We start from the raw sequence: 20,434 nt of genomic DNA, 5'->3' as shown, positions 1-20,434 counted from the left end.
GCGATCTACTAATTACCAATGCTATTCATACGAACATACCATCTGATATATGAACCTAAAGTAAATAGCTTGCTAAATAGCTCTTGAACCGAAGATATCGTTGTGGGTTTAAATCAATACAAATAAGCGGCGTATATTTCTCATATCAACAGCTCCCAAGCAGCTAGGATTCATTCCCTAGATCATATGACTTGAGCCCAGCACAGACGGGATTACATCTATTGCTGAAAATCACCTTTGAAGCTGAGAATTAAAAGACGCGATAAACACTCGCTATCGCTTTTAACCATTAACAAGGCTTACACAATGACAAAAAAAATAATCTCTGCTGGATTAAAGCCATTATGCGCGGCTATCACAATGACCCTTATCACAGGTGCAACTGCGGTAACGGCCAAACCTGTAACTTGGGACGACATTAAAAACGATGCTACGACAGCTGAAGACGTACTAGGTTACGGTATTGGACCCAAGGCACAGCGCTGGAGTGACCTCACTCAAATTAATGACAAAAACATTAGCAAACTAACACCTGCTTGGTCTTTTTCTTTTGGTGGTGAGAAACAGCGCGGCCAAGAAACACAAGCATTGGTGCATGACGGCATTATCTACGTAACAGGTTCTTACTCTCGCATATTTGCTGTTGATGCAAAGACAGGCAAAAAAATCTGGTCCTACTCATACCGACTACCAGATGACATTCGCCCTTGCTGTGATGTTGTAAACCGTGGCGCCGCTATTTTCGGTGATTTAGTTTACTTCGGCACGCTGGATGCTGCGATTGTCGCACTTGATAAGAAAACCGGTAAAGTAAAATGGAAGAAGAAGTTCGCAGATCACACTGAAGGTTATACGATGACAGGTGCCCCAACCATCATCAAAGACCAAAAAACCGGCAAAGTAATGCTTATTCATGGCACATCTGGCGATGAGTTCGGCGTTGTAGGTAAACTATTTGCACGAGACCCAGCAACAGGCGAAGAGATCTGGATGCGTCCATTCGTTGAAGGTCACTACGGCACGCTTAACGGCAAGAAGAGCACACCAACTGGTGATCCGAAAGCGCCATCTTGGCCAGACGATCCAAACTCTCCAACAGGTAAAGTTGAAGCATGGAGCCACGGCGGCGGCGCACCATGGCAGTCAGCAAGCTTTGATGTTGAAACCAATACAATTATCGTAGGCGCAGGCAACCCTGCCCCATGGAACGGCTGGGCACGTACATCACCAGGCGGCAACCCAGCCGATTACGACAGCCTATACACATCAGGCCAGGTTGCTGTTGACCCATCAACAGGTGAAGTGAAATGGTTCTACCAGCACACACCAAATGATGCATGGGATTTCTCAGGAAATAACGAACTCGTATTATTTGAATACGAAGAAAACGGAAAAACGATCAAAGCAACAGGTCACGCTGACCGTAATGGTTTTTTCTACGTTGTTGACCGTCAAAATGGCGACTTCATCCGAGGCTTCCCATTTGTAGACAATATTACTTGGGCTACACATATTGATCCTAAAACTGGACGTCCAGTTGAAGTTGAAGGCCAACGCCCAGCACTTCCAGAAAAAGGCAAGAAGAAAGGTAAGTCTATTGAGGTATCTCCACCTTTCCTAGGCGGTAAAAACTGGAACCCTATGGCTTACAGCCAAGATACGGGCCTATTTTACCTTGGCGCCAACCACTGGAAAGAAGATTATTGGACTGAAGAGGTTCACTATACCAAAGGTGCTGCATATCTAGGACAAGGGTTCCGTATCCGTAAAATGTATGATGACCACGTAGGTGTATTACGCGCCGTTGATCCCAAAACAGGCGAAATTGCATGGTCTCATAAAGAAAAGCTACCTTTATGGTCAGGCGTACTTGCCACTAAAGGCAACCTAATATTCACCGGTACAGGTGAAGGCTACTTTAAAGCTTTCGATGCTAAAACAGGTAAAGAGCTTTGGAAGTTCCAGACAGGCTCAGGCATCGTATCATCCCCAATCACTTGGACTGAAGATGGTGAGCAATATATCGGTATCGCTAGCGGATATGGTGGCGCTGTACCACTATGGGGCGGAGATATGGCAGAACTAACTAAGCCAATTTCTCAAGGCGGTTCGTTCTGGGTGTTTAAACTAACTAAAAACTAAAACCTAACCTCACAAAAAAGCCCTCTTAGTCTTGCTAAGGGGGCTTTTCGGGCATGACATATGTATAAAGCAATTATTTTAAGCACAATATTAGTTACGACCCCTTCTTTAGCCGAAGATAAATTAACAATTAATGGATGCGTTATCGAACCATTCGCGCAATGCCCTAATGCTGACTTATCAGGTGCAGATTTAAGTAACATTGACTTAAGTGGGGCTGATCTAACTAAGGCCAATCTAACTGGCGCCAATCTACGCCACAGCCTTTTAAAAAACACGAACCTTGAAAAAGCCAACCTAGCAAATGCCAACCTAGCACGTGCTGATTTAAGGCACGCGACGGCTAGAGGCGCCAACCTTTCAAATGCAAATTTAGAATCAGTTAAAGGCTGGGCATTATTTGCGCAAGGCGCGAACTTTACCAGCGCCAACCTTGCTGGAGCAAACCTCGAGTTTTCACGTTTAAGTGGCGCTACATTTAATAATGCAAATCTACAAGCAGCAAACCTTGAAATGGCATGGATGACAAAAGCAAAACTGGTAGGGGCAAATCTAAAGAACGCTAATTTACAAGAAGCAAAACTGAATGGCGCGACACTGGAAAATGCTATTTTTACTGGCGTAAGGAAGCATTACGCATCATTTCAAGCAACTTATATGGATGGATGTACTGACTGCCCATTTAATTGGGCCAGATAATACAACTTCTTGGAGCAAACGCACTGCGACTAAAAAAGGGGCTGAATTATGCCCCTTTATAGTTATTTAAACCGGCAAAAAAAACTAATCGAGTTCCCCGCCTACCTTGATGAGTCCTGATTCTATTGCTAAATGAACAAGTTCAGCCGTAGATACAACATCTAGCTTGCTTTTAAGAATCGCCGTGTAATTAGAGATAGTTTTCGCACTGATACACAGCTGCTCAGATATCTCCTTAATATTTTTACCTTCAGCAAGCATTACAAACACCTCAAACTCTCTTTGAGTCATATCCTTAAATCGCTGATCCTTTTGCTCTGGACGGTTTACAGCAATTTTCATTGCAAGTTCATGCTCTACATAAAGCTTACCTGAAGCAACTTTTGTGACGGCTTCGATCAGAATATCAGGAGTGCAGCTTTTAGTAATATAACCTTTAGCCCCGGCGTCCATCGCCCTTCTGACAACAGGGATTTCATCATACATACTAAAAAACAAAATATTGATGTTTGGATTACGTTGCATAATACGTCGAGTAGACTCTATCCCGCTAATCCCTTGCATATTTACATCCATGATAACAACGTCCGGGGTTTCAGTCTGACAAAGGCTATATGCCTGATCACCATCTCCCGCCTCTATCACCTCACAAGGTGCCAACATTGTCGAAAGCAAGCTCCCATAGCCCTGCCTTACAACGGCGTGGTCATCTGCAATAATAATTTTCATGTAACTTCCTTTAAGATCGGGATCCTAAGAACTACCGTAGTACCTTCCGCTTCGGAATGTGTAAATTGGAAATTCCCATTCATACAATGGGCGCGCTCTTTCATTGAGCGCAACCCCATGCCTGCATTCGTAGTATTTGATTCGCTCCATCGCCCGTCGTCATGTATAGACAAGACAAGTTCTGAGTTATCAATAGCTAAAGTGACATCAACATTGCTCGCATCTGCGTGCTGAGCAACGTTATTAAGTGATTCCTGGACGATTCTATATAAGTGCGTATTATGCTCATCGGTCATTACAGGCATTTCATCAATAAATGAGGATGTAACATTGATTGAATGAGTCTGTTGCCATGTATCAATCAGCGCTTTTATCGCCTCAATGAAACCTAACTGCTCTAGAATGACTGGATGTAAATCGTGAATTAGCTGCCTAAAGCTAACCTGCATAGCATCGCAATTACTGGCTATTTGCCCACCTACTTTTTCAATAATTTCTGGCTTATCCGCTGCAGCCTTTATTAAATAAGCTTGTGCTTTTATACCTGTTAGGTACTGACCAAGATCATCATGTAGTTCTCGAGCCAAGTATGAGCGCTCAGATTCACGTAGATTAAGAAGCTCATGCGTTAGCTTTTTATTGTCAGCCTCCGCAAGCTCAACCGCTTCAGCCATTACATTAAAATACTGAGATAACAGATTGATTTCTTTTATGGAATATCCGGAAAGCCGAGCTGATAAATTACCTTTCCCAATATGATTCAGCGCATTTAAAAAATCAGTTATAGGCTTTATTCCCTGACGAACTCCGATATAGATAGCTATATTTGAAAGAAGCGCTCCCATTAAAAACAGCATCAGGACAAGCGCAACAGACTCCCATACCTCTTCAAGCTCATCATGAACATCAGCCGTGAGCTTCAAAACCCTTCCATCAGGTAGATACCTGAAATACTCTTTATCTGCTAAACGCTCGATATCTGGGATTAGTTGAACCAACCACTCTGACGTTATGTCATCATCCTCACTTAGCAATGATGCCTCTTCAGACGAATTAATTAGTGGGGACTCTCTTGAATCCAGAATGGTTAATTTTACATGGCGAGTTTCGCCCTCAAGAACCTCCTCTAAAAGCTCTCGATCTGAAATTGCAGCGCTAAGAATAAGATGTGTAAAGGTCAGCCCTGAAGAGACTTCTCTTGTTATATCTTTTGACGCTTGCTGCAACATCTCATATAGAGTTACACACAAAGCAAGTATGAAAACAAAAGTGACGACTAGATTTAAACGAAGAACAGCGTTCATTAATGTACCTGCAATAAAAAAATCTGCACATAGATCATTATCTAATAATGCAGACATCTAGTATGCAGAGATTATGGGATGCGCCTGTACCCCTCCATAGGAGTATACTTTATTGTACTTAGGTACCGAAGTTCACCCAAGAAGCAAAGCAAAAAACTTCATTCGCTTTAAGTAATGAATTTAATAATGCCGGCATTAGCGGCGATGTGAACTAATTCCGCTGTAGAAGATATGTTCAACTTACTTTTAATTATCGTGACATAATTTGAGATTGTCTTAACGCTTAGATTAAGGGTTTCAGCAACTACCTGATTACTGTTACCACGCGCCAACAGTATAAATACCTCAAACTCACGCTGAGTGAGATCCCTTAAGCCACCATCAGACAAGTTCTGATTATTCAGTGCAAGCTTCATAATAAGCTCATACTCAATAAAAATTTCCCCCGCAGCTATTTTAGAAACAGCTTCCAGTAACACCTTAGGTGATCCTGTTTTTGTGATATATCCCATAGCGCCAGCATCCAACGCTTGCTTAACTACGGGCGCTTCATCATACATGCTGAAAAATAGAATTTTTGCGGTTGAGTCTAAGGAAAGAATACGCGTCGCAGCTTCTATTCCACTTACCCCTGGAAGGTTAATATCCATGATAACAAGATCAGGGGATTCGCTTAAAAATTGCTTGTATGCTTCATCGCTATCACTGGCTTCAAGCACTTCACAATCGTCAATAACCGTTGAAAGAACGCTAGCATAGCCCTGACGTACAACAGAATGATCATCAGTGATAAGGATTTTCATGTATTCTCCATAAAGCAAAAGCGCCTAGCTATACTATCACGAAATAATAGAGGCGTTATCTTTTGAATACAGTGAATACAATGTCGGGAACAAAAAAAGAGGGAAATCTCAAGCCTGGGTAACAAGCTTGAGATTGACAGCAAAGAAGCTATTTAACCATGAAGGTCCCTTCCATTCCTTTTTCTTCCAAGCCTTCAGCATAAAACTCGAAGTTACCTGGCTTAATTGGAACAAAATAAATCTCAGCCTCACCTTCTTGTTCAAATTCCAATTCAGTAATGCTAGTCGCTTTAATCTCCATATCGCCCGCTTCAATTTTACGTAAGAAAATTGAAGAGAAGAAGCCAGGAGCTTTTAATGCATATTCTGTTTGACCACTTGAAACTATCTTCAACTTATAAGATTTACCCGTTTCTAGCTGATAGTCTTTATGTGAAAGCTGATAACGGTTGTCCTCTGTTCCCAATACCAAATCAGGCAGTTTCGCAGGACGGCGAGTCAGATCGCCCTTTGCAACAGCGGTTACGCTTGTAACCGCCATAATCGATGCAATTGCACTCACTGCTAATGTTTTAACAAAACTCATATTTAACCTCTGGCATATAAGGAAACCCCAATAAAAGCAGATAATTTTAACTCTGGTAATAAGTTGTTCATTTTGAAAAAGTAACTTAATAGCCCGAACTCTTCATAAGGACTCAGAAACAAGACAATATGACGCATTATAGGTAATTATCAATTACAGAGCCGTTTAGAACTTGCTCGTAGGTTCCGAAGGTGATTTAATTTTTATGGACTTAATGCTAAAGGTCGCACTGGGTAAAAGAATGCTACTTAGGTAGTAATTGTTTTCTACTTTCTTCATATTCCGACTTCACGGATTCCCACATATGCTGGGGTTAAAATAATAACAGCGAATCATTAATACCTATGCGCTTAAACAAAAAAAAGAACACTCTGGCGATCTCGCTGGCTTTGCTCCTCAGCAGCGAAGCATATGCAAACCTAGAAGTTAACATAAGCTATCTTAAGCAAGAGATTGATAAAGGCCCCGTCTTATCAAATATTCTCCCAGAACCTGAGAACGCCGGTATTCAGGGCGCAAAGCTTGCCATCCAAGACAGCAATACAACTGGACGCTTCCTGAAGCACAAATACGATCTGAAAGATTATTCACACTCGGATGCAACTCAGTTATTGATGCAAGCACAGCAACAGTATTCTGAGGGAACCCGTTTTTTCGTTCTCAACACAGATGCTAAAACCCTTAAAGAGATCACCAAAGCCCTGCCTGCTGATGCTCTATTTTTTAATGCAGGGACGCAAGACGATGACCTTAGACAAAGCTTTTGCAGCCCTAACCTGCTTCACACATCTGCCAGTAGAGCAATGTTGAACGATGCTCTTGCGCAATTACTTAAAGCGAAGCGACTACAGAAAATATTTGTCATTACTGGGGAGCAACCTGAAGACATCGCCTATAGCAATGCCTTTAAACGCTCAGCTAAACGCTTTGGTTTATCAATTGTAAAAGAGAAAAACTGGAGCTTTGATACTGATTTACGCCGTACAGCACAAAGAGAGATGCCTTTATTTACTCAACATAAAGGTTACGATGCTGTATTTGTTGCCGATGAACGCGGTGACTTTGGTGAATATGTATTATATAACACTTGGCTTCCGCGCCCCGTAATTGGCACGCAAGGGCTTTCACCGGTAGCTTGGCACCGTGTCGTAGAGCAATATGGTGCTGCACAGCTACAAAGCCGCTTTGATAAGTTATCTAGCCGCTGGATGAATGACAAGGACTATGCTGCATGGGCGGCAGTACGAAGCGTTGCTGAGGCAGTCACCCGTACAAATAAGAGTGATGCTATTAATATCAGGGACTACATCAGATCGGACCAGTTCGAACTAGCGGCTTTTAAAGGCCGTAAATTAAATTACAGAGAGTGGAATGGGCAGCTAAGACAACCTATCCCAGTGATCCATCCTCGCTCTTTGGTTTCTCAATCTCCGCAGGAAGGCTTTCTGCATCCTAAAAATGAACTTGATACTTTAGGCTTCGACCGTGCAGAAGTAGATTGCAAGTAAGTCGCTAACCATTGGAAAAATTATGAATTTTAAAAAAACACTGACAACACTGGCTATTTGCAGCACTTTAGCAGCCACATCTTTATATGCTGAAACAGTTTATGTTTCTAATGAAAAGGATGACACTATTTCTGTCATCGATCTGGATTCTATGGAGGTTACTGAAACACTAAATGTGGGTGAGCGCCCTCGCGGCATCATCTTTTCTAAAGATTATACAAAGCTATACATCTGCGCATCTGATTCTGACACCGTTCAAGTAATGGACGTTAAGACTCACCAGATAATTAGCGAGTTGCCATCAGGTGAAGACCCAGAGCAGTTCGCACTACACCCTAATGACAGACACCTCTATATCTCAAATGAAGATGATGCACTTGTAACAATCGTAGATACAGAAACAAGCGATGTTCTTGCTCAAATTGACGTAGGGGTTGAACCTGAAGGCATGGCTGTTAGTCCAAACGGTAAAATCGCTGTCAACACCAGTGAGACAACCAACATGGTTCACTGGATTGATACAACCACCTATGAATTAATTGACAACACACTTGTTGACCAACGTCCGCGCCATGTGGAATTCAGCAAAGACAGTAAAGTACTTTGGGCAAGCTCTGAAATTGGTGGCACAGTATCGGTTATAGATACAGAAAAACGTCAAATTGTCGAAAAAATTAATTTCGAGATAAAGGGTGTCCATAGAGACAAAATTCAGCCTGTAGGTGTCAAGCTATCAGATGATGGTCGCTATGCATTTGTTGCTTTAGGCCCTTCAAACCATGTCGCAGTGGTTAACGCTAAAACCTATGAGGTAGAAGACTATATACTTGTAGGTCGAAGAGTATGGCATATGGCATTCAATGGTGATCAAAGTCGCCTATTGACCACCAACGGTATCAGTGGTGATGTATCCGTGATTGACGTAAGCAAAATGAAAGCGATTAAAAGTATTAAGGTTGGACGCTACCCTTGGGGTATTATCGTTAAGCCTTAACGCTTTAAACCCTAGTCATATCTAAGGCCTCTATATAGAGGCCTTTCCTTTTAGAGAATAAAAATGACAATTACAGCCGAGTCACTTAGTTTTAGTTATGGGCCTAAACTTGCGCTTAAAGATGTAGAATTTCAATTAGAGAAAGGTAAGTTTCATGCGCTTCTTGGTCCAAATGGTGCGGGTAAATCAACCCTATTCGCCTTACTAACTCGCTTATATGAACTTCAAGGCGGGAACATTCAAATTGATGACCAAAGCATAAAAAAACAACCGGCTAGTGCGATGAAACGCATAGGTGTTGTCTTCCAACAAAGTACCTTAGATTTAGATCTTACCGTTAAGCAGAACCTTCTTTATCACGCATCGTTACATGGTATTCCTACAAGTACCGCTACTAAAAGAATTGACGCAGAACTTGAGCGAATGGAGATGCAATCTAGAGCAAATGAAAAGGTTAGAGGGCTTAACGGTGGTCACCGTCGACGTGTAGAGATTGCACGCGCACTCCTGCACAATCCGGATATTTTACTACTTGATGAGCCCACTGTAGGTCTTGACCCTCAAACCAGACGTTCGCTGAATACACATGTTCGCCAATTATGTAAAACCGATAACCTTACTGTTCTTTGGGCAACACATCTAATGGAAGAGATCGATCTTGATGATCCTGTTGTACTGCTGCATAAAGGCGAGGTTCTTTTAGACGATAAAGCGTCAGTCATGCTTGACCAATCAGGCGAAAACAACCTTACTGATGCTTTCCACCAGCTTACAGATAGCGATTCTTTTGGAGGTACAAAATGAACCTTACGGCAGGCTGGTATTGCTTTAAAGGCATTTTAGTTCGTGAATTCTTACGTTTTGTACAACAGCGCTCTAGATTCCTTAGCGCCCTTGTGCGCCCTCTTCTCTGGCTGATTGTCTTTGCCGCAGGTTTTCGTGCAGCACTAGGTATAGCGATCATAGAACCTTATGAGACATATATTACATATGAAACCTATATTGCACCTGGCTTATGCTGCATGATTCTTCTATTTAATGGCATGCAAAGCAGTCTTTCAATGGTGTATGACCGTGAAATGGGAAGCATGCGCGTGTTGTTAATGAGCCCTTTACCACGCCCCTATTTACTCTTATGTAAAATGGTTTCAACAGCGTTGATCTCATTAACACAAGTTTACGCATTCTTGTTAATCGCACTATTGGTAGAAGTTGAGCCGCCTCTGCTAGGTTACATAACTGTACTTCCAGCACTGATGCTCGTCGCACTGTTGCTTAGCTCATTAGGGTTGTTTCTATCAACTCGAATCAAACAGCTAGAAAACTTCGCGGGAGTTATGAACTTTGTCATTTTCCCAATGTTTTTCCTATCGTCAGCATTGTATCCGCTTTGGAAGATGCAGGAAGCAAGCGAATGGCTCTATTGGATCTGTATGGCTAATCCATTTACTTATGCTGTAGAGCTTGTGCGTCACGCTCTATATGTAAAATTAGATGTTAACTCGTTAATGATTACAGCCGGCGCAACACTGTTATTTGCGGGGCTTGCAGTAACAGGCTTTAATCCACAAAAATCAGCCAAGTAAAAGAGACGATCAACTATCAGCCCGGTCAAAGATCGGGCTGTATTTTTTTAAGCTTATATAAGCTGAGCAATCCCAATACCGGCCCAGGCGCCAATAACAACATAACCCATTCAACAGGCACCACTGCTAGTAACATCGCTGTTAACTGTGTTGCGACCATCGTAATAGTAAACCCTATTGCTGTAATCATTGTTAAGGCACTACCTATCACTTCCTTAGGTGCCGTTTGCGCGCTTAGTGCAGAGAACTGAGGCGAATCAGCCACAACCGTTATCCCCCAAACAGTCCAAAATAAAATCACCCAGATAAAAGAGAAGTTAAATATTAACGGTGATAGCAGACAGCAGACCCCAGAACAGCACAACATGAAGCTTGCGACCTTGCGACTCCCAAACAAAAGAGACGCATAACCACCGATGACACAGCCTAATCCCCCCATAGCAATAATATAGAATGACCATAAGGAGATATTGAATTCAACATGTGTCAAATCTTGCCAGGCCGACAGCCATAGAGGCGCTAAGGCTAATACCGCGTATAACTCCCACATATGTCCGAAATAGCCACCAGCAGAAGCACGAAGGGGTTTATGCTTAAAAGCCTTTAGCATATCTCTAAATCGTAATGGTGCTCCCTTATGAAGCGCTGGGCCATCAGGAACCCCAAAGAAAACTATCAATCCACCTATTAATGCACAGGCGCTGGTCATATAAATAACAAAATGCCAATTTTCAAATTGAAATGAAGCAAATAGATGACCTGATGAAGTTCCGAGCGCTAGCGCCCCTACAAGATAGCCCAGCGCTAATCCGAGACCTTCAGGATACCATCCAGTTGCGATTTTCATCCCCACAGGATAAACGCCTGCGAGCATCAAACCTCCGCAAAATCGTAAAAACAATAGACTTGCTAAATCACTGCCCCAAAATGCAATAAGCAAATTAAACAACGCTGTACCTGACGCACAGATAAAAAACAGTATTCTGGGGGAGATTCGATCAGAAAGTGCCATAAGGCCAAATAGTAGAGCACCCACTATAAAACCAAGCTGTATGGAGTTAGTTAACCCCGCTACAGCAGAGCTGGGTAACAACCACTGCTCCTGTAGCGCAGGCAATATAGCATTACCAGCAAACCAAGTTGAAGTTCCCAGTAACTGGGCCATTACGATAGCGGGTAAGATGTACCAAGGGCGTGTATTCATATACTCGACATTAACAGATCCAGTCTAAGAATATGACTAATGTTCAAGCAAATCCTCTAACTCTTGGCGAGAAACATCTTCAACTGAATTTTCGTAGATGATTTTGGACGGAGAACCACCAATGATAGAGACGCTATCACCCAGCTCGAGTACTTCATCTAGATCATGAGTTACGTAAATCATGCTACGTGTCGGGTCGTCGCATATAAGACGCTTGATCAGCCCTCTCATCTCTCGTGCAGTTGGAAGGTCGAGCGAAGTAAGCGGTTCATCCATCAAAACCAAATCAGGTTTTAATAACAAACAGCGAACAAGCGCTATACGTCGCGCCATTCCAAGTGAAATTTCAGATGGGTAATAATTAACATACTCCTCCAGCCTGACCTCTTTCAAAAAGTCGATAACAATATGTTTATCCGGTTCGACTAACAAAAGGTTTTGTAAAACTGTGCGCCAAGGCAGCAAACGAGGCTGCTGAAAGAGATAGCCAATGTCAGGTTTTGCTGGACCCCACAAAGTATCAGCAGAATCTTTACCCTCAGAATAGGGCTGACTATTTTGCTTCTGTAACCCAGCCATCAAGTTTAATAAAGTAGTTTTACCACTCCCTGATGGGCCAAGTAGACAGTGAGTCTCACCCGTCTTAACCGTAACATCCAGAGCAGATAGAACTTGCCTGCCAGAAAGTATTTGTCCGTTAACGCTAAATTTAAACACTGCTGCTACCCTTCTGCCAGCGTGATGCCCTGCGATCTAAGGGCTGAAGAATAAACCATTCAATAAACTGAACAACTGAGATAAAAGCAATGCTGTAAGCTAAAATGGTGGCAACATCAAACACCTGAAACGCTAAGTGAAGTTGAAAACCCACCCCATCAGAACGCCCTAATAGTTCTACTACCAGTACAATTTTCCAAATTAAAGCCAAACCACTGCGTGTAGCAATCATGATGTAGGGAAAGAGCTGGGGCCACCATACATCACAGAGTTTTTGCTTAAAGGTAAAGCGATACATAACCGCAAGCTCTTCAAGCTCATGATCAAACATCCTTCCACCTTCTCTTAAGGTAACAGCCACATTGGGTAGTTTATTGATAATGACCGCAGCAACCGCTGCAACTTCAATTAAGCCAAACCAGATGTATAGCAGAATGATGACCACTAAAGCAGGGATATTTAGCAAAATTACGAGTATCGGATCCAGAACGCGATTTAACAGTTTGTATCGCCCCATCAACACGCCGATGATTCCACCGATCAGCATTGCGAAAACAAAGCTAATCGCAACTCGTTGTAAAGTTACACCAAGACTTTCCATAAGGCGGTCCTGCTGCCACTCTTTATTAAGAGCAAAACCAACCTCTGCAGGAGTCGGTAATAAGGGACTTGAGACAAGTACTGAAACAAGCCACCACAGCACGACAAGAGCAAAAATCGCTAGGACCTGATCCAACAAACGACCGGTATTCATTGATTAGCCTTATAAAAAAGCTCTGGATTGAGTGAATCACCCACGGGGAAAGGTTTCAGGCGATCAATTATTTCATAAAAACGCACGGCATCATCAATCTGCTGTGCATTTAACTTGCTTGGAATGCCCTCGCGGTAACCGTTAATGAGCGCACTATAGATGGCTTGATTTTCAGCCTTCATAATAGGCTTAAGCGCTTGCCAAGCACTGTCATTTTCAAGAAGTTCAGATTTAGCAGCGTTGATGGAAGAATAGAAACCACTAATTAACTCACTATTCTGATCACCAAATTTAGCATCATAAAGATAACCTAACATTGGCACATCACTTTCAAGACCTAAGCCTTTCATTAAATCACTCAAGCTATATAACTTTTTGTAACCCTCAGCTTCTAAACGAGCGCCATAATGCCAAAAAGTAACTAACATATCTAAGCGGCCGCTTTTCATTGCTTGATTCAACAGTGGCGGCGCACCGAATTGTATCTCAGCGTCTTTCTCTAAATTTACGCCATCATTCATCGCTGCTGCGCGGATCAAAACCCAGCCCTTATTAAGTGGCCCACCTGCGATCCCTATTCTTTTCCCCTTGAGATCAGAAAAGCTTCTTAATTCACTGCTTGTTCCAGCGATAACCGACCCAATCTGCCTAGAGAATGGAATAAAGCGAAGATTTTCACCTTTGGAATTTCTATCAGATGCCCACAACCAATCAGAAACAATAAGATCAGCGTTTCCTGCTGTGATAGCAATTCGAGCAGCAGGCAAGCTTGCCACTTTATTTATAACTAGATCATAACCAAATTTATGATCTAGTTTATTATCTTTTATATGTTGTAATTCCCAATTAACGGTTCCAGAAGCAATAACTGTTATACGCAATGATGGCAGCTCCTTTGCTAGCAAGGAGGTCGAAATTAAGGAAAAGATCAAAGAACAAAACAAAGGTAAGAAAGGTCGCATAAGAGCCCTACTAACTGCTATTAATGGCATGTAAAAAACTAGATACCAACATATGCTTACCCTTCACGACTCAAAATGATACTTTCGTACCTGTTTTTTTAATCGATGGTAGAATTTTGACCCCAACTTTAGCAGGTTGTAATAGGGACATTAAAAGGTTGATGGGAAAGTGATCATTATATTACTCAAGAAATGTCTTATTCTGCTTTCTCTAATAGGAGCATTCAGCCTACCAGCGTATGCAGATATTGACGACTCTGAAGACAACTTTGAGCTATTCAGCATTGATGGCTATCGACTTGTTCGATACCGCAGTCCAACACCTAAAAGTAGTGAGCACGCAGTTACACTGACAACTCAAGAACTTCTTGAATTGCTTCAGCGTGATGACCAAGTTCTTCTTTTGGATGTACAGCCCATTCAGTGGAATCGTGTTTTCATTCAGAAAGAGCCCAGGCTACATATTCCTGGGAGTATATGGACTCCAAATGTCGGTCTGGGCGAACTTGAACCTGCATGGGAAGAGTATTTCCGTTCAAATTTAGTCAACATAACAAAAGGCAACAAAGAGCACCCATTAGTCATTTATTGTAGAGCCGACTGCTGGATGTCTTGGAATGCACTAAAACGTGCGTCTTCCTGGGGCTACACCAACTTATATTGGTATCGGAACGGTTCTGATGGCTGGATTGAGCATGATTTAGACACTGTAACTGCTCAGCCCGTGCCATTTAAGGCAGAGAATAACTAATTTATTAAAATAGCGTTAAAAGTTACTGTAATAACTAGCGCGTAAGCGTTAATGTTAGGGATAAGATACCTCAGGACGAGTTAAGACTCTTATTTATAGTGTTTATAATAAATATAACGAGATTGGAGATACATTGTGTACAAGATCCTGATCGCAGATGACCACCCTCTTTTTCGCGAAGCCATTAGTAATGTTATCGAAAACAGCTTCGAGGGATGTCAAACACTTGAAACAGAAGATTTAGATAGCGCTTTGGAGATTGCACAAAAAGAAGAAGAGCTGGACCTAATTTTACTTGATCTAAATATGCCTGGGATGAACGGCCTTAATGGCCTGATTACATTAAGAAACGATCTCCCTACCGTGCCGGTCGTCATTGTTTCAGCAGAAGAAGACAAACAGATTGTTCTACAAGCTATTACATACGGTGCTGTAGGTTTCATCACTAAATCATCACCTCGAGAGCAGATGTCTGATGCTCTTAAGCAGATCCTTGCGGGTAATGTTTACCTTCCTTCTGATATTATTCGAGCAAGTCAGCCTGATAATAGAAGAATGCAGCGTAAAGATGATAATCAGATCCCTCCGGAACTTCTTTCATCTTTAACACGCCGTCAGCTACTTGTTTTAGAACGTATGTCTAAAGGCGAATCAAACAAGCAGATTGCATACAACCTAAATATTGCAGAAACGACAGTAAAAGCACATGTTTCAGCTATTTTGAGAAAGCTTGGTGTACATAATCGAATTCAAGCCGTTCTATCTGCCGGTAACATCGACTTCAATGAGTACCTAAAACGCTAAACAGATGTAGAACTGCCTCTTAAAAAAAACCGCTTTAATAAGCGGTTTTTTTTCGCCCTAAGAAAGCCCCTACTTCTTAATACACACTTTGATCCGTAGCTTTAATCAACTAGGCCAAAACACTGAGGTATTAAAATACAATACTTAAAGCCCCTCTCATCGTCACTTATCTAAAAATAGTAACTAAAAACAGTCAAAACCATCACCCTCGAAGTCACTGATTACACGAGGAGCCAGTGATGAATAATTCACATGAAACAACTTTAAACCCAAAACCAAAGAGTTCCGGCTACAAACATTTTCTAGGCGTCAGCCTTAGTATTGGTTTAGGGGTGATGCTGCTAGATTCTCCTGCGGTTGAAGCCGCAGGTTTGCTAAAACCTAGTAACTCTACTTATTCAGAACTCAGTATTAAGGAGCACCACGTTAATGTTGTTATCGAAGACATGTACGCTACCACCACAGTAGAACAGATTTTCCATAACCCTAACCCCCAAGACCTAGAGGCAATTTATTCGTTTCCAGTTCCAGCCAAAGCAGCGGTAGGAGAGTTCAGTTATTGGATCGATGGTATGCCCGTCACAGGTGAGGTGGTTGAAAAGAAACAAGCCAGACAGATCTATGAACAAGAAAAACAGCAAGGCCGTGAAACCGCGCTAGTGGAAAAAGACAGTTATAAAACCTTCGATATCTCAGTCTTCCCTGTCAAAGCCAATCAAGATGTAAAAATCAGGCTGGTCTACCTGCAAAATACACAGACAGATACAGGCATTGGCCGTTATGTCTATCCGCTTGAAGATGGCGGTGTTGATCAGGAAGCGCTTAGTTTTTGGGATCGTAACGAAACAGTAGAAGAGCAGTTCTCTTTTAACGTTAAACTACGCACCAGCTATCCAGTAGATGGATTACGTATGCCTAAACACCCAAACGCCTCATTACAGCAAACAGGCGCTCATGAGTGGCAAGCGAGTCTTATCAATTCTGCTAAACAGATGAATAGCTCATCAAACAATCACACTAACTCAATAAACGATACATCCATAAACCAAAGAGCTCTAAAAGCGGCAATAGCTGATCAGCCGATTGATATAACGGTCACTCATGAAAGCCAAAATCACAACCATGTTGCTGATAATGTAGCTCCATTGCCATTAGGTGTGCGTGAACTGACATCCACTGATAGCTCTGAATCTCAAACCCAAGCGGTCACCTCAGAATCGTTCTCTGCTGTACCTACAAAAGCCCCTACAACAGTAACGCGCCTCGATCAGGACATTTTGCTCTATTGGAGGCATGCGCCAAATTTACCAGCCAGTGTCGATATGATTGCTTATAAAGAATCAAATGACTCTAAGGGCACATACAAACTCACCCTAACACCCGGTACAGATCTACCGCCATTAACACAAGGGCGTGATTGGGTTTTCATTCTAGATATCTCTGGTTCGATGCAGGGTAAGTTCTCCACTCTGGTTGAAGGTGTTCGTCAAGGCTTAAGTGATTTAAACCCTCAAGATCGATTTAAAGTGGTTCTGTTTAATGATCAAGCCAGTAACTTCACCAAGGGCTACCTTCCAGCAGATCAAAACAATGTGAATCGCATTATCCAGAAACTTGATCAGGTTACACCCAATAAGGGCACTAACCTTTATGCAGGCCTTAAGAATGGTATTAATCAACTAGATAGCGATCGAAGCACTGCGGTTGTTCTAGTCACCGACGGCGTTGCTAATGTCGGTACAACTGAGAAGTCAAAGTTTCTTAAATTACTTGAAAATCGTGATGTGCGTTTATTCACCTTCATAATGGGCAATAGCGCTAACCGTCCTCTACTTGAGGGAATGACTGAACTTTCAAATGGTTTTGCGATGTCTATATCGAATGCTGATGATATTAGCGGTCAGTTAATGCTAGCCAAAGGAAAAATGAGCCATGCAGCCATGCGTAACGTAACCATTGAAGTCGATGGCGTACGAAGCAAGGATCTTGTAACACCCGCTTTATCGAACACGCTTTATCACGGCCAACAGTTAACTGTTCTGGGCCACTACTATAAAGCTGGAGAAGCCAGCGTAAAATTGACAGGAACTATCAACGGAGAGAAGAAAACTTACATGACACGTTTTAATCTACCGGAACAGGCATCACATCATCCCGAACTTGAACGCCTTTGGGCATTCACGGCGATAGAAGAGTTACAAGCCCAATTGGACTACTTAGGCAGTGATAAAGACAGCGAACAAGCTATTGTTGATACAGCAGTCGAGTACGGGCTTGTGACAGATTACACATCTATGCTGGTTGTTCGTGAAGAGGTTTTCAAAGCGCTTAACATTCAGCGCACAAACAAGGCTCGTACGGTTAAAGAAAACACAGCACGTGAACTTCGTTTAAACAACACAATTCAATCTCAACAGCATAGAGTTGATCAAAAGAAACCTATGTTTGTTGATCAATCAACTGCTCAGCCTTCGTCCTCACAACACTCTTCCTCTAAACACTCTTCTTCTAAACACTCTTCTTCTAAACAAAGGCCTAACAATTCAGCAGCGAGCCAGCCAGTACAAAGCCAGCAGCGTGCGTCTGTCCAGCCAAGCCGTTCGGGTTCAGGTGGTGGTGCCGTATCACCCTGGCTAGTAATCTTCATAGCCGCAGCGATTGCACTGGTGCAGCTACATCGCTTTAAAAAATAAATAGCAAAGCTTTTAAAAAAGCACCAAACAAAACTCGCTTTAAGCATGAGCGACATCAGATGAAAACTGACGTTAACCTACAGGTGACTCACATGCCTAACTGTCGATTAAACCTATCCACGACTACCGCCCTTGGGGGCGGTAGTCGTGGCATTGCTAAACACTGTGGCACAACAACGCCTTGGGTATCTTTATCTGTCGGTTGTATCGCCCTAGTGATAGGCGCTATAGATAATCTATTCCCTCTACTGCAATCACTGTGTTTTGATTACAGAGCCATTATTGAGGATCATCAATACTGGCGATTGCTAACGGGACATATCGTTCACAGCTCCAACAGTCATCTATTTTGGGATCTAATCACATTTTTAGTCTGTGGCTGTTATGTCGAAAGAAAAGGAGTGAAGTATTTCAAAATCGCCCTACTTTGCAGTATCTTGATATTAAATGGCTATCTACTCTCCCCGTGGTCGGAGATTGCACAATACAGTGGTTTATCAGGCATTCTTTATACTGTTGTGATCTTAGCGGGTTGGCTCTGGTATAAAGAGCATAGAGGCTTGTTAGGTGCATTGCCTCTTATGATGGTCATAGCAAAAACATTTATAGAGATCGTCGCGCAAGAAGCCACTTTTGTATCTCAGGGCTGGACTCTATTTTTCCCAGCACACCTATTAGGCATACTGGCTGGGAGCCTCTTTATTGCTCTAATTGAATACCCCAGAGAGGCTGTTCGAACAGAGAACTAAAATAGGAAGCACAAAAAAAGCCACTAAAAAGTGCAATGCTGTTCACTTAAGAAAAAAACAGCATGATTAGTTAAAATCCAGCAACCATTCAGGCTGCTGGATTTTTTTATGCCTTTGCACCAAACCTTGCTCGATATTGACGATCTTCATCAATTTTCAGATCAAAGCACCTTCTCTCAGAATATTCCCGTTGAATGGGTTGAATCTGCCCTGACCCTGACTCAAAGTGCCACCATTCGCAGAAGACGATTACCGACCGATCAAGTGCTTTGGTTGGTGCTGGGTATGTCGCTCTTCAGGGATGAGCCTATGTCTGATGTGGCGCGGCGATTAAACATCTGCGCACAAGGCTTAGCTAATGAAAGCCTGCTGGCAAAAAGCGGTATATCCACAGCTCGCCAACGCTTAGGGCCGCAACCACTTGAATGGCTATTTCGCAAAACAGGTTCACACTGGGGACGAGAACGATATCCCGATGATGATTGGAATGGGTTGCAGGTATTAGCGGTTGATGGTGCGCTGTTTCGGACCCCTGATACGCCCGAGTTACGCGAGCATTTTGGCTCGGGTAATACCTCAACTAATCGGAAAACACCGTATCCTGTGATGCGCTTAGTTGGGCTCATGAATACGCGCTCCCATATCATGTTGGATGCTCAAATAAGCCCCTACCGTAAAGGTGAAATACGAATGGCAGAGAGTTTTATCTCTCGTATTCCAGATCATTCAGTCACGTTGCTAGACAAAGGTTTTTGGGGTGCGGATCTTTTACTCAATATTGGTATTCATGGAGATAACCGTCATTGGTTGATTCCCGCACGTAAAGGCTTGGTTTATGAGGAGGTTGAGAGTTACAACACACACGACAAGCTACTTCGCATGAAGGTTTCGGCTCAAGCAAGAAAACGTAACCCGAGTCTGCCCGAAAGCTGGGACGTTCGCGCAGTGACCTATGACATCAACGGTGTGGAGAAAACCGTTTATACCTCATTGCCTTACGCACAATATGATACCGAAAGGGTGGCGGAGTTATACCATGAGAGATGGGAGATAGAGTTGGGCTTCAGAGATATTAAAAGTTCCATGAATCACAATGCTCTGACACTACGTAGCAAAAAGGTCGACTTGATCTATCAGGAGGTTTGGAGCTTATTGCTTGCATATAATGTCGTGCGCCGAGAGGCAGGACAGGCGGCTATTGCTTATCAGAAAACGCCTGGTGAGATGAGCTTTAAAGCTGCTTGCTGCTATATCGCGAGTCAACTCATTGTGATGGCTCAAGCACATCCTGTGTCAAAAACAGGCACTCGCTTAGCCCATCTTAGGTCAGGTATTGGAGAGCTTTGTGTGAATTACCGTCCCAGACCCTCAAGGCCCAGGACGGTGAAGATGAGTAAAACCCGATATCCAGTAAATCGACGCGCCGCACCGCTTAAGTGAACAGCATTG

Annotated in this window: 19 protein-coding genes; 11 read left to right on the top strand and 8 right to left on the bottom strand. The window is 42.7% G+C overall.

Annotation, left to right across the window (positions count from 1 at the left end):
- The first annotated feature begins 360 nt into the window (after positions 1 to 360).
- Both B4K11_RS07085 and B4K11_RS07080 read left to right on the top strand, forming a co-directional pair.
- Entirely contained in the window at positions 361 to 2,142 is a 1,782-nt protein-coding gene (locus B4K11_RS07085) for a PQQ-dependent methanol/ethanol family dehydrogenase (protein WP_292953874.1), read from the top strand.
- A gap of 60 nt (positions 2,143 to 2,202) precedes the next feature.
- Positions 2,203 to 2,841 (top strand): pentapeptide repeat-containing protein, encoded by a 639-nt coding sequence (locus B4K11_RS07080; protein WP_292953856.1) that lies wholly within the window; start codon positions 2,203 to 2,205, stop codon positions 2,839 to 2,841.
- 84 nt (positions 2,842 to 2,925) lie between these two features.
- Here the strand turns inward: B4K11_RS07080 and B4K11_RS07075 are convergent, their stop codons facing one another.
- The 4 genes from B4K11_RS07075 to B4K11_RS07060 all read right to left on the bottom strand — a co-directional run bounded on the left by B4K11_RS07075 (position 2,926) and on the right by B4K11_RS07060 (position 6,263).
- A complete protein-coding gene (locus tag B4K11_RS07075) occupies positions 2,926 to 3,570 on the bottom strand; it encodes a response regulator (protein WP_292953853.1) in 645 nt (214 codons plus the stop codon).
- Positions 3,567 to 4,931, bottom strand: a complete 1,365-nt coding sequence (locus B4K11_RS07070) for a sensor histidine kinase (protein ID WP_292959306.1) — start codon at positions 4,929 to 4,931, stop codon at positions 3,567 to 3,569. The genes B4K11_RS07075 and B4K11_RS07070 overlap by 4 nt, the downstream gene beginning before the upstream one ends.
- A gap of 110 nt (positions 4,932 to 5,041) precedes the next feature.
- Positions 5,042 to 5,677 carry a response regulator transcription factor gene (locus B4K11_RS07065; protein ID WP_292953847.1) on the bottom strand — a complete coding sequence of 212 codons (636 nt, stop codon included), beginning with the start codon at positions 5,675 to 5,677 and terminating at the stop codon, positions 5,042 to 5,044.
- 148 nt (positions 5,678 to 5,825) lie between these two features.
- Positions 5,826 to 6,263 carry a copper-binding protein gene (locus B4K11_RS07060; protein ID WP_292953844.1) on the bottom strand — a complete coding sequence of 146 codons (438 nt, stop codon included), beginning with the start codon at positions 6,261 to 6,263 and terminating at the stop codon, positions 5,826 to 5,828.
- A gap of 344 nt (positions 6,264 to 6,607) precedes the next feature.
- Here B4K11_RS07060 and B4K11_RS07055 point away from each other — a divergent pair, with 344 nt between their 5' ends.
- From B4K11_RS07055 to B4K11_RS07040, 4 genes are all read left to right on the top strand, one after another.
- Positions 6,608 to 7,771 (top strand): ABC transporter substrate-binding protein, encoded by a 1,164-nt coding sequence (locus tag B4K11_RS07055; protein ID WP_292953841.1) that lies wholly within the window; start codon positions 6,608 to 6,610, stop codon positions 7,769 to 7,771.
- Between the two features lie 22 nt (positions 7,772 to 7,793).
- Complete coding sequence (locus B4K11_RS07050) at positions 7,794 to 8,765, top strand: YVTN family beta-propeller repeat protein (protein WP_292953838.1); 972 nt, start codon at positions 7,794 to 7,796, stop codon at positions 8,763 to 8,765.
- Positions 8,766 to 8,828: 63 nt separating this feature from the next.
- Positions 8,829 to 9,569 carry an ABC transporter ATP-binding protein gene (locus B4K11_RS07045; protein ID WP_292953835.1) on the top strand — a complete coding sequence of 247 codons (741 nt, stop codon included), beginning with the start codon at positions 8,829 to 8,831 and terminating at the stop codon, positions 9,567 to 9,569.
- A complete protein-coding gene (locus tag B4K11_RS07040; RefSeq protein ID WP_292953832.1) occupies positions 9,566 to 10,351 on the top strand; it encodes an ABC transporter permease in 786 nt (261 codons plus the stop codon). The genes B4K11_RS07045 and B4K11_RS07040 overlap by 4 nt, the downstream gene beginning before the upstream one ends.
- A gap of 25 nt (positions 10,352 to 10,376) precedes the next feature.
- Here the strand turns inward: B4K11_RS07040 and B4K11_RS07035 are convergent, their stop codons facing one another.
- The 4 genes from B4K11_RS07035 to B4K11_RS07020 are packed head-to-tail and all read right to left on the bottom strand — an operon-like array spanning position 10,377 to position 13,907.
- A complete protein-coding gene (locus B4K11_RS07035) occupies positions 10,377 to 11,555 on the bottom strand; it encodes an MFS transporter (RefSeq protein ID WP_292953829.1) in 1,179 nt (392 codons plus the stop codon).
- Between the two features lie 36 nt (positions 11,556 to 11,591).
- Positions 11,592 to 12,272 (bottom strand): ABC transporter ATP-binding protein, encoded by a 681-nt coding sequence (locus B4K11_RS07030; protein ID WP_292953826.1) that lies wholly within the window; start codon positions 12,270 to 12,272, stop codon positions 11,592 to 11,594.
- Positions 12,265 to 13,026 (bottom strand): ABC transporter permease, encoded by a 762-nt coding sequence (locus B4K11_RS07025; RefSeq protein WP_292953823.1) that lies wholly within the window; start codon positions 13,024 to 13,026, stop codon positions 12,265 to 12,267. Before B4K11_RS07025 ends, B4K11_RS07030 begins: the two co-directional genes overlap by 8 nt.
- Positions 13,023 to 13,907, bottom strand: coding sequence for an ABC transporter substrate-binding protein (locus B4K11_RS07020; RefSeq protein WP_292953820.1), 885 nt, complete (start codon positions 13,905 to 13,907; stop codon positions 13,023 to 13,025). The genes B4K11_RS07025 and B4K11_RS07020 overlap by 4 nt, the downstream gene beginning before the upstream one ends.
- A 250-nt stretch (positions 13,908 to 14,157) precedes the next feature.
- Here B4K11_RS07020 and B4K11_RS07015 point away from each other — a divergent pair, with 250 nt between their 5' ends.
- From B4K11_RS07015 to B4K11_RS06995, 5 genes are all read left to right on the top strand, one after another.
- Positions 14,158 to 14,739 (top strand): rhodanese-like domain-containing protein, encoded by a 582-nt coding sequence (locus B4K11_RS07015; RefSeq protein ID WP_292953817.1) that lies wholly within the window; start codon positions 14,158 to 14,160, stop codon positions 14,737 to 14,739.
- Positions 14,740 to 14,874: 135 nt separating this feature from the next.
- Positions 14,875 to 15,543, top strand: coding sequence for a response regulator (locus tag B4K11_RS07010; RefSeq protein ID WP_292953814.1), 669 nt, complete (start codon positions 14,875 to 14,877; stop codon positions 15,541 to 15,543).
- Between the two features lie 239 nt (positions 15,544 to 15,782).
- Complete coding sequence (locus B4K11_RS07005; RefSeq protein WP_292959305.1) at positions 15,783 to 18,236, top strand: VIT and vWA domain-containing protein; 2,454 nt, start codon at positions 15,783 to 15,785, stop codon at positions 18,234 to 18,236.
- 59 nt (positions 18,237 to 18,295) lie between these two features.
- A complete protein-coding gene (gene rrtA, locus B4K11_RS07000) occupies positions 18,296 to 18,985 on the top strand; it encodes a rhombosortase (RefSeq protein WP_292955745.1) in 690 nt (229 codons plus the stop codon).
- A 108-nt stretch (positions 18,986 to 19,093) separates the two neighbouring features.
- Positions 19,094 to 20,425 carry an IS4 family transposase gene (locus B4K11_RS06995; RefSeq protein WP_292959304.1) on the top strand — a complete coding sequence of 444 codons (1,332 nt, stop codon included), beginning with the start codon at positions 19,094 to 19,096 and terminating at the stop codon, positions 20,423 to 20,425.
- Positions 20,426 to 20,434 lie beyond the last annotated feature (9 nt).

The organism is Neptuniibacter sp. UBA6509 (assembly GCA_002435145.1).
Taxonomy (GTDB): domain Bacteria; phylum Pseudomonadota; class Gammaproteobacteria; order Pseudomonadales; family Balneatricaceae; genus Neptuniibacter.
This window is presented reverse-complemented; position numbering and strand designations above follow the sequence as displayed.

Bases quoted from the DNA above. Each gene is read 5' to 3' on its own strand.
- B4K11_RS07050 (WP_292953838.1), top strand. From the start codon at position 7,794: ATGAATTTTAAAAAAACACTGACAACACTGGCTATTTGCAGCACTTTA.
- B4K11_RS07070 (WP_292959306.1), bottom strand. From the start codon at position 4,931: ATGTCTGCATTATTAGATAATGATCTATGTGCAGATTTTTTTATTGCA.
- B4K11_RS07085 (WP_292953874.1), top strand. From the start codon at position 361: ATGACCCTTATCACAGGTGCAACTGCGGTAACGGCCAAACCTGTAACT.
- B4K11_RS07065 (WP_292953847.1), bottom strand. From the start codon at position 5,677: ATGAAAATCCTTATCACTGATGATCATTCTGTTGTACGTCAGGGCTAT.
- B4K11_RS07005 (WP_292959305.1), top strand. From the start codon at position 15,783: ATGAATAATTCACATGAAACAACTTTAAACCCAAAACCAAAGAGTTCC.
- B4K11_RS07055 (WP_292953841.1), top strand. From the start codon at position 6,608: ATGCGCTTAAACAAAAAAAAGAACACTCTGGCGATCTCGCTGGCTTTG.
- B4K11_RS06995 (WP_292959304.1), top strand. From the start codon at position 19,094: ATGCCTTTGCACCAAACCTTGCTCGATATTGACGATCTTCATCAATTT.
- rrtA (WP_292955745.1), top strand. From the start codon at position 18,296: ATGAAAACTGACGTTAACCTACAGGTGACTCACATGCCTAACTGTCGA.
- B4K11_RS07075 (WP_292953853.1), bottom strand. From the start codon at position 3,570: ATGAAAATTATTATTGCAGATGACCACGCCGTTGTAAGGCAGGGCTAT.
- B4K11_RS07045 (WP_292953835.1), top strand. From the start codon at position 8,829: ATGACAATTACAGCCGAGTCACTTAGTTTTAGTTATGGGCCTAAACTT.
- B4K11_RS07035 (WP_292953829.1), bottom strand. From the start codon at position 11,555: ATGAATACACGCCCTTGGTACATCTTACCCGCTATCGTAATGGCCCAG.
- B4K11_RS07080 (WP_292953856.1), top strand. From the start codon at position 2,203: ATGTATAAAGCAATTATTTTAAGCACAATATTAGTTACGACCCCTTCT.
- B4K11_RS07025 (WP_292953823.1), bottom strand. From the start codon at position 13,026: ATGAATACCGGTCGTTTGTTGGATCAGGTCCTAGCGATTTTTGCTCTT.
- B4K11_RS07040 (WP_292953832.1), top strand. From the start codon at position 9,566: ATGAACCTTACGGCAGGCTGGTATTGCTTTAAAGGCATTTTAGTTCGT.
- B4K11_RS07060 (WP_292953844.1), bottom strand. From the start codon at position 6,263: ATGAGTTTTGTTAAAACATTAGCAGTGAGTGCAATTGCATCGATTATG.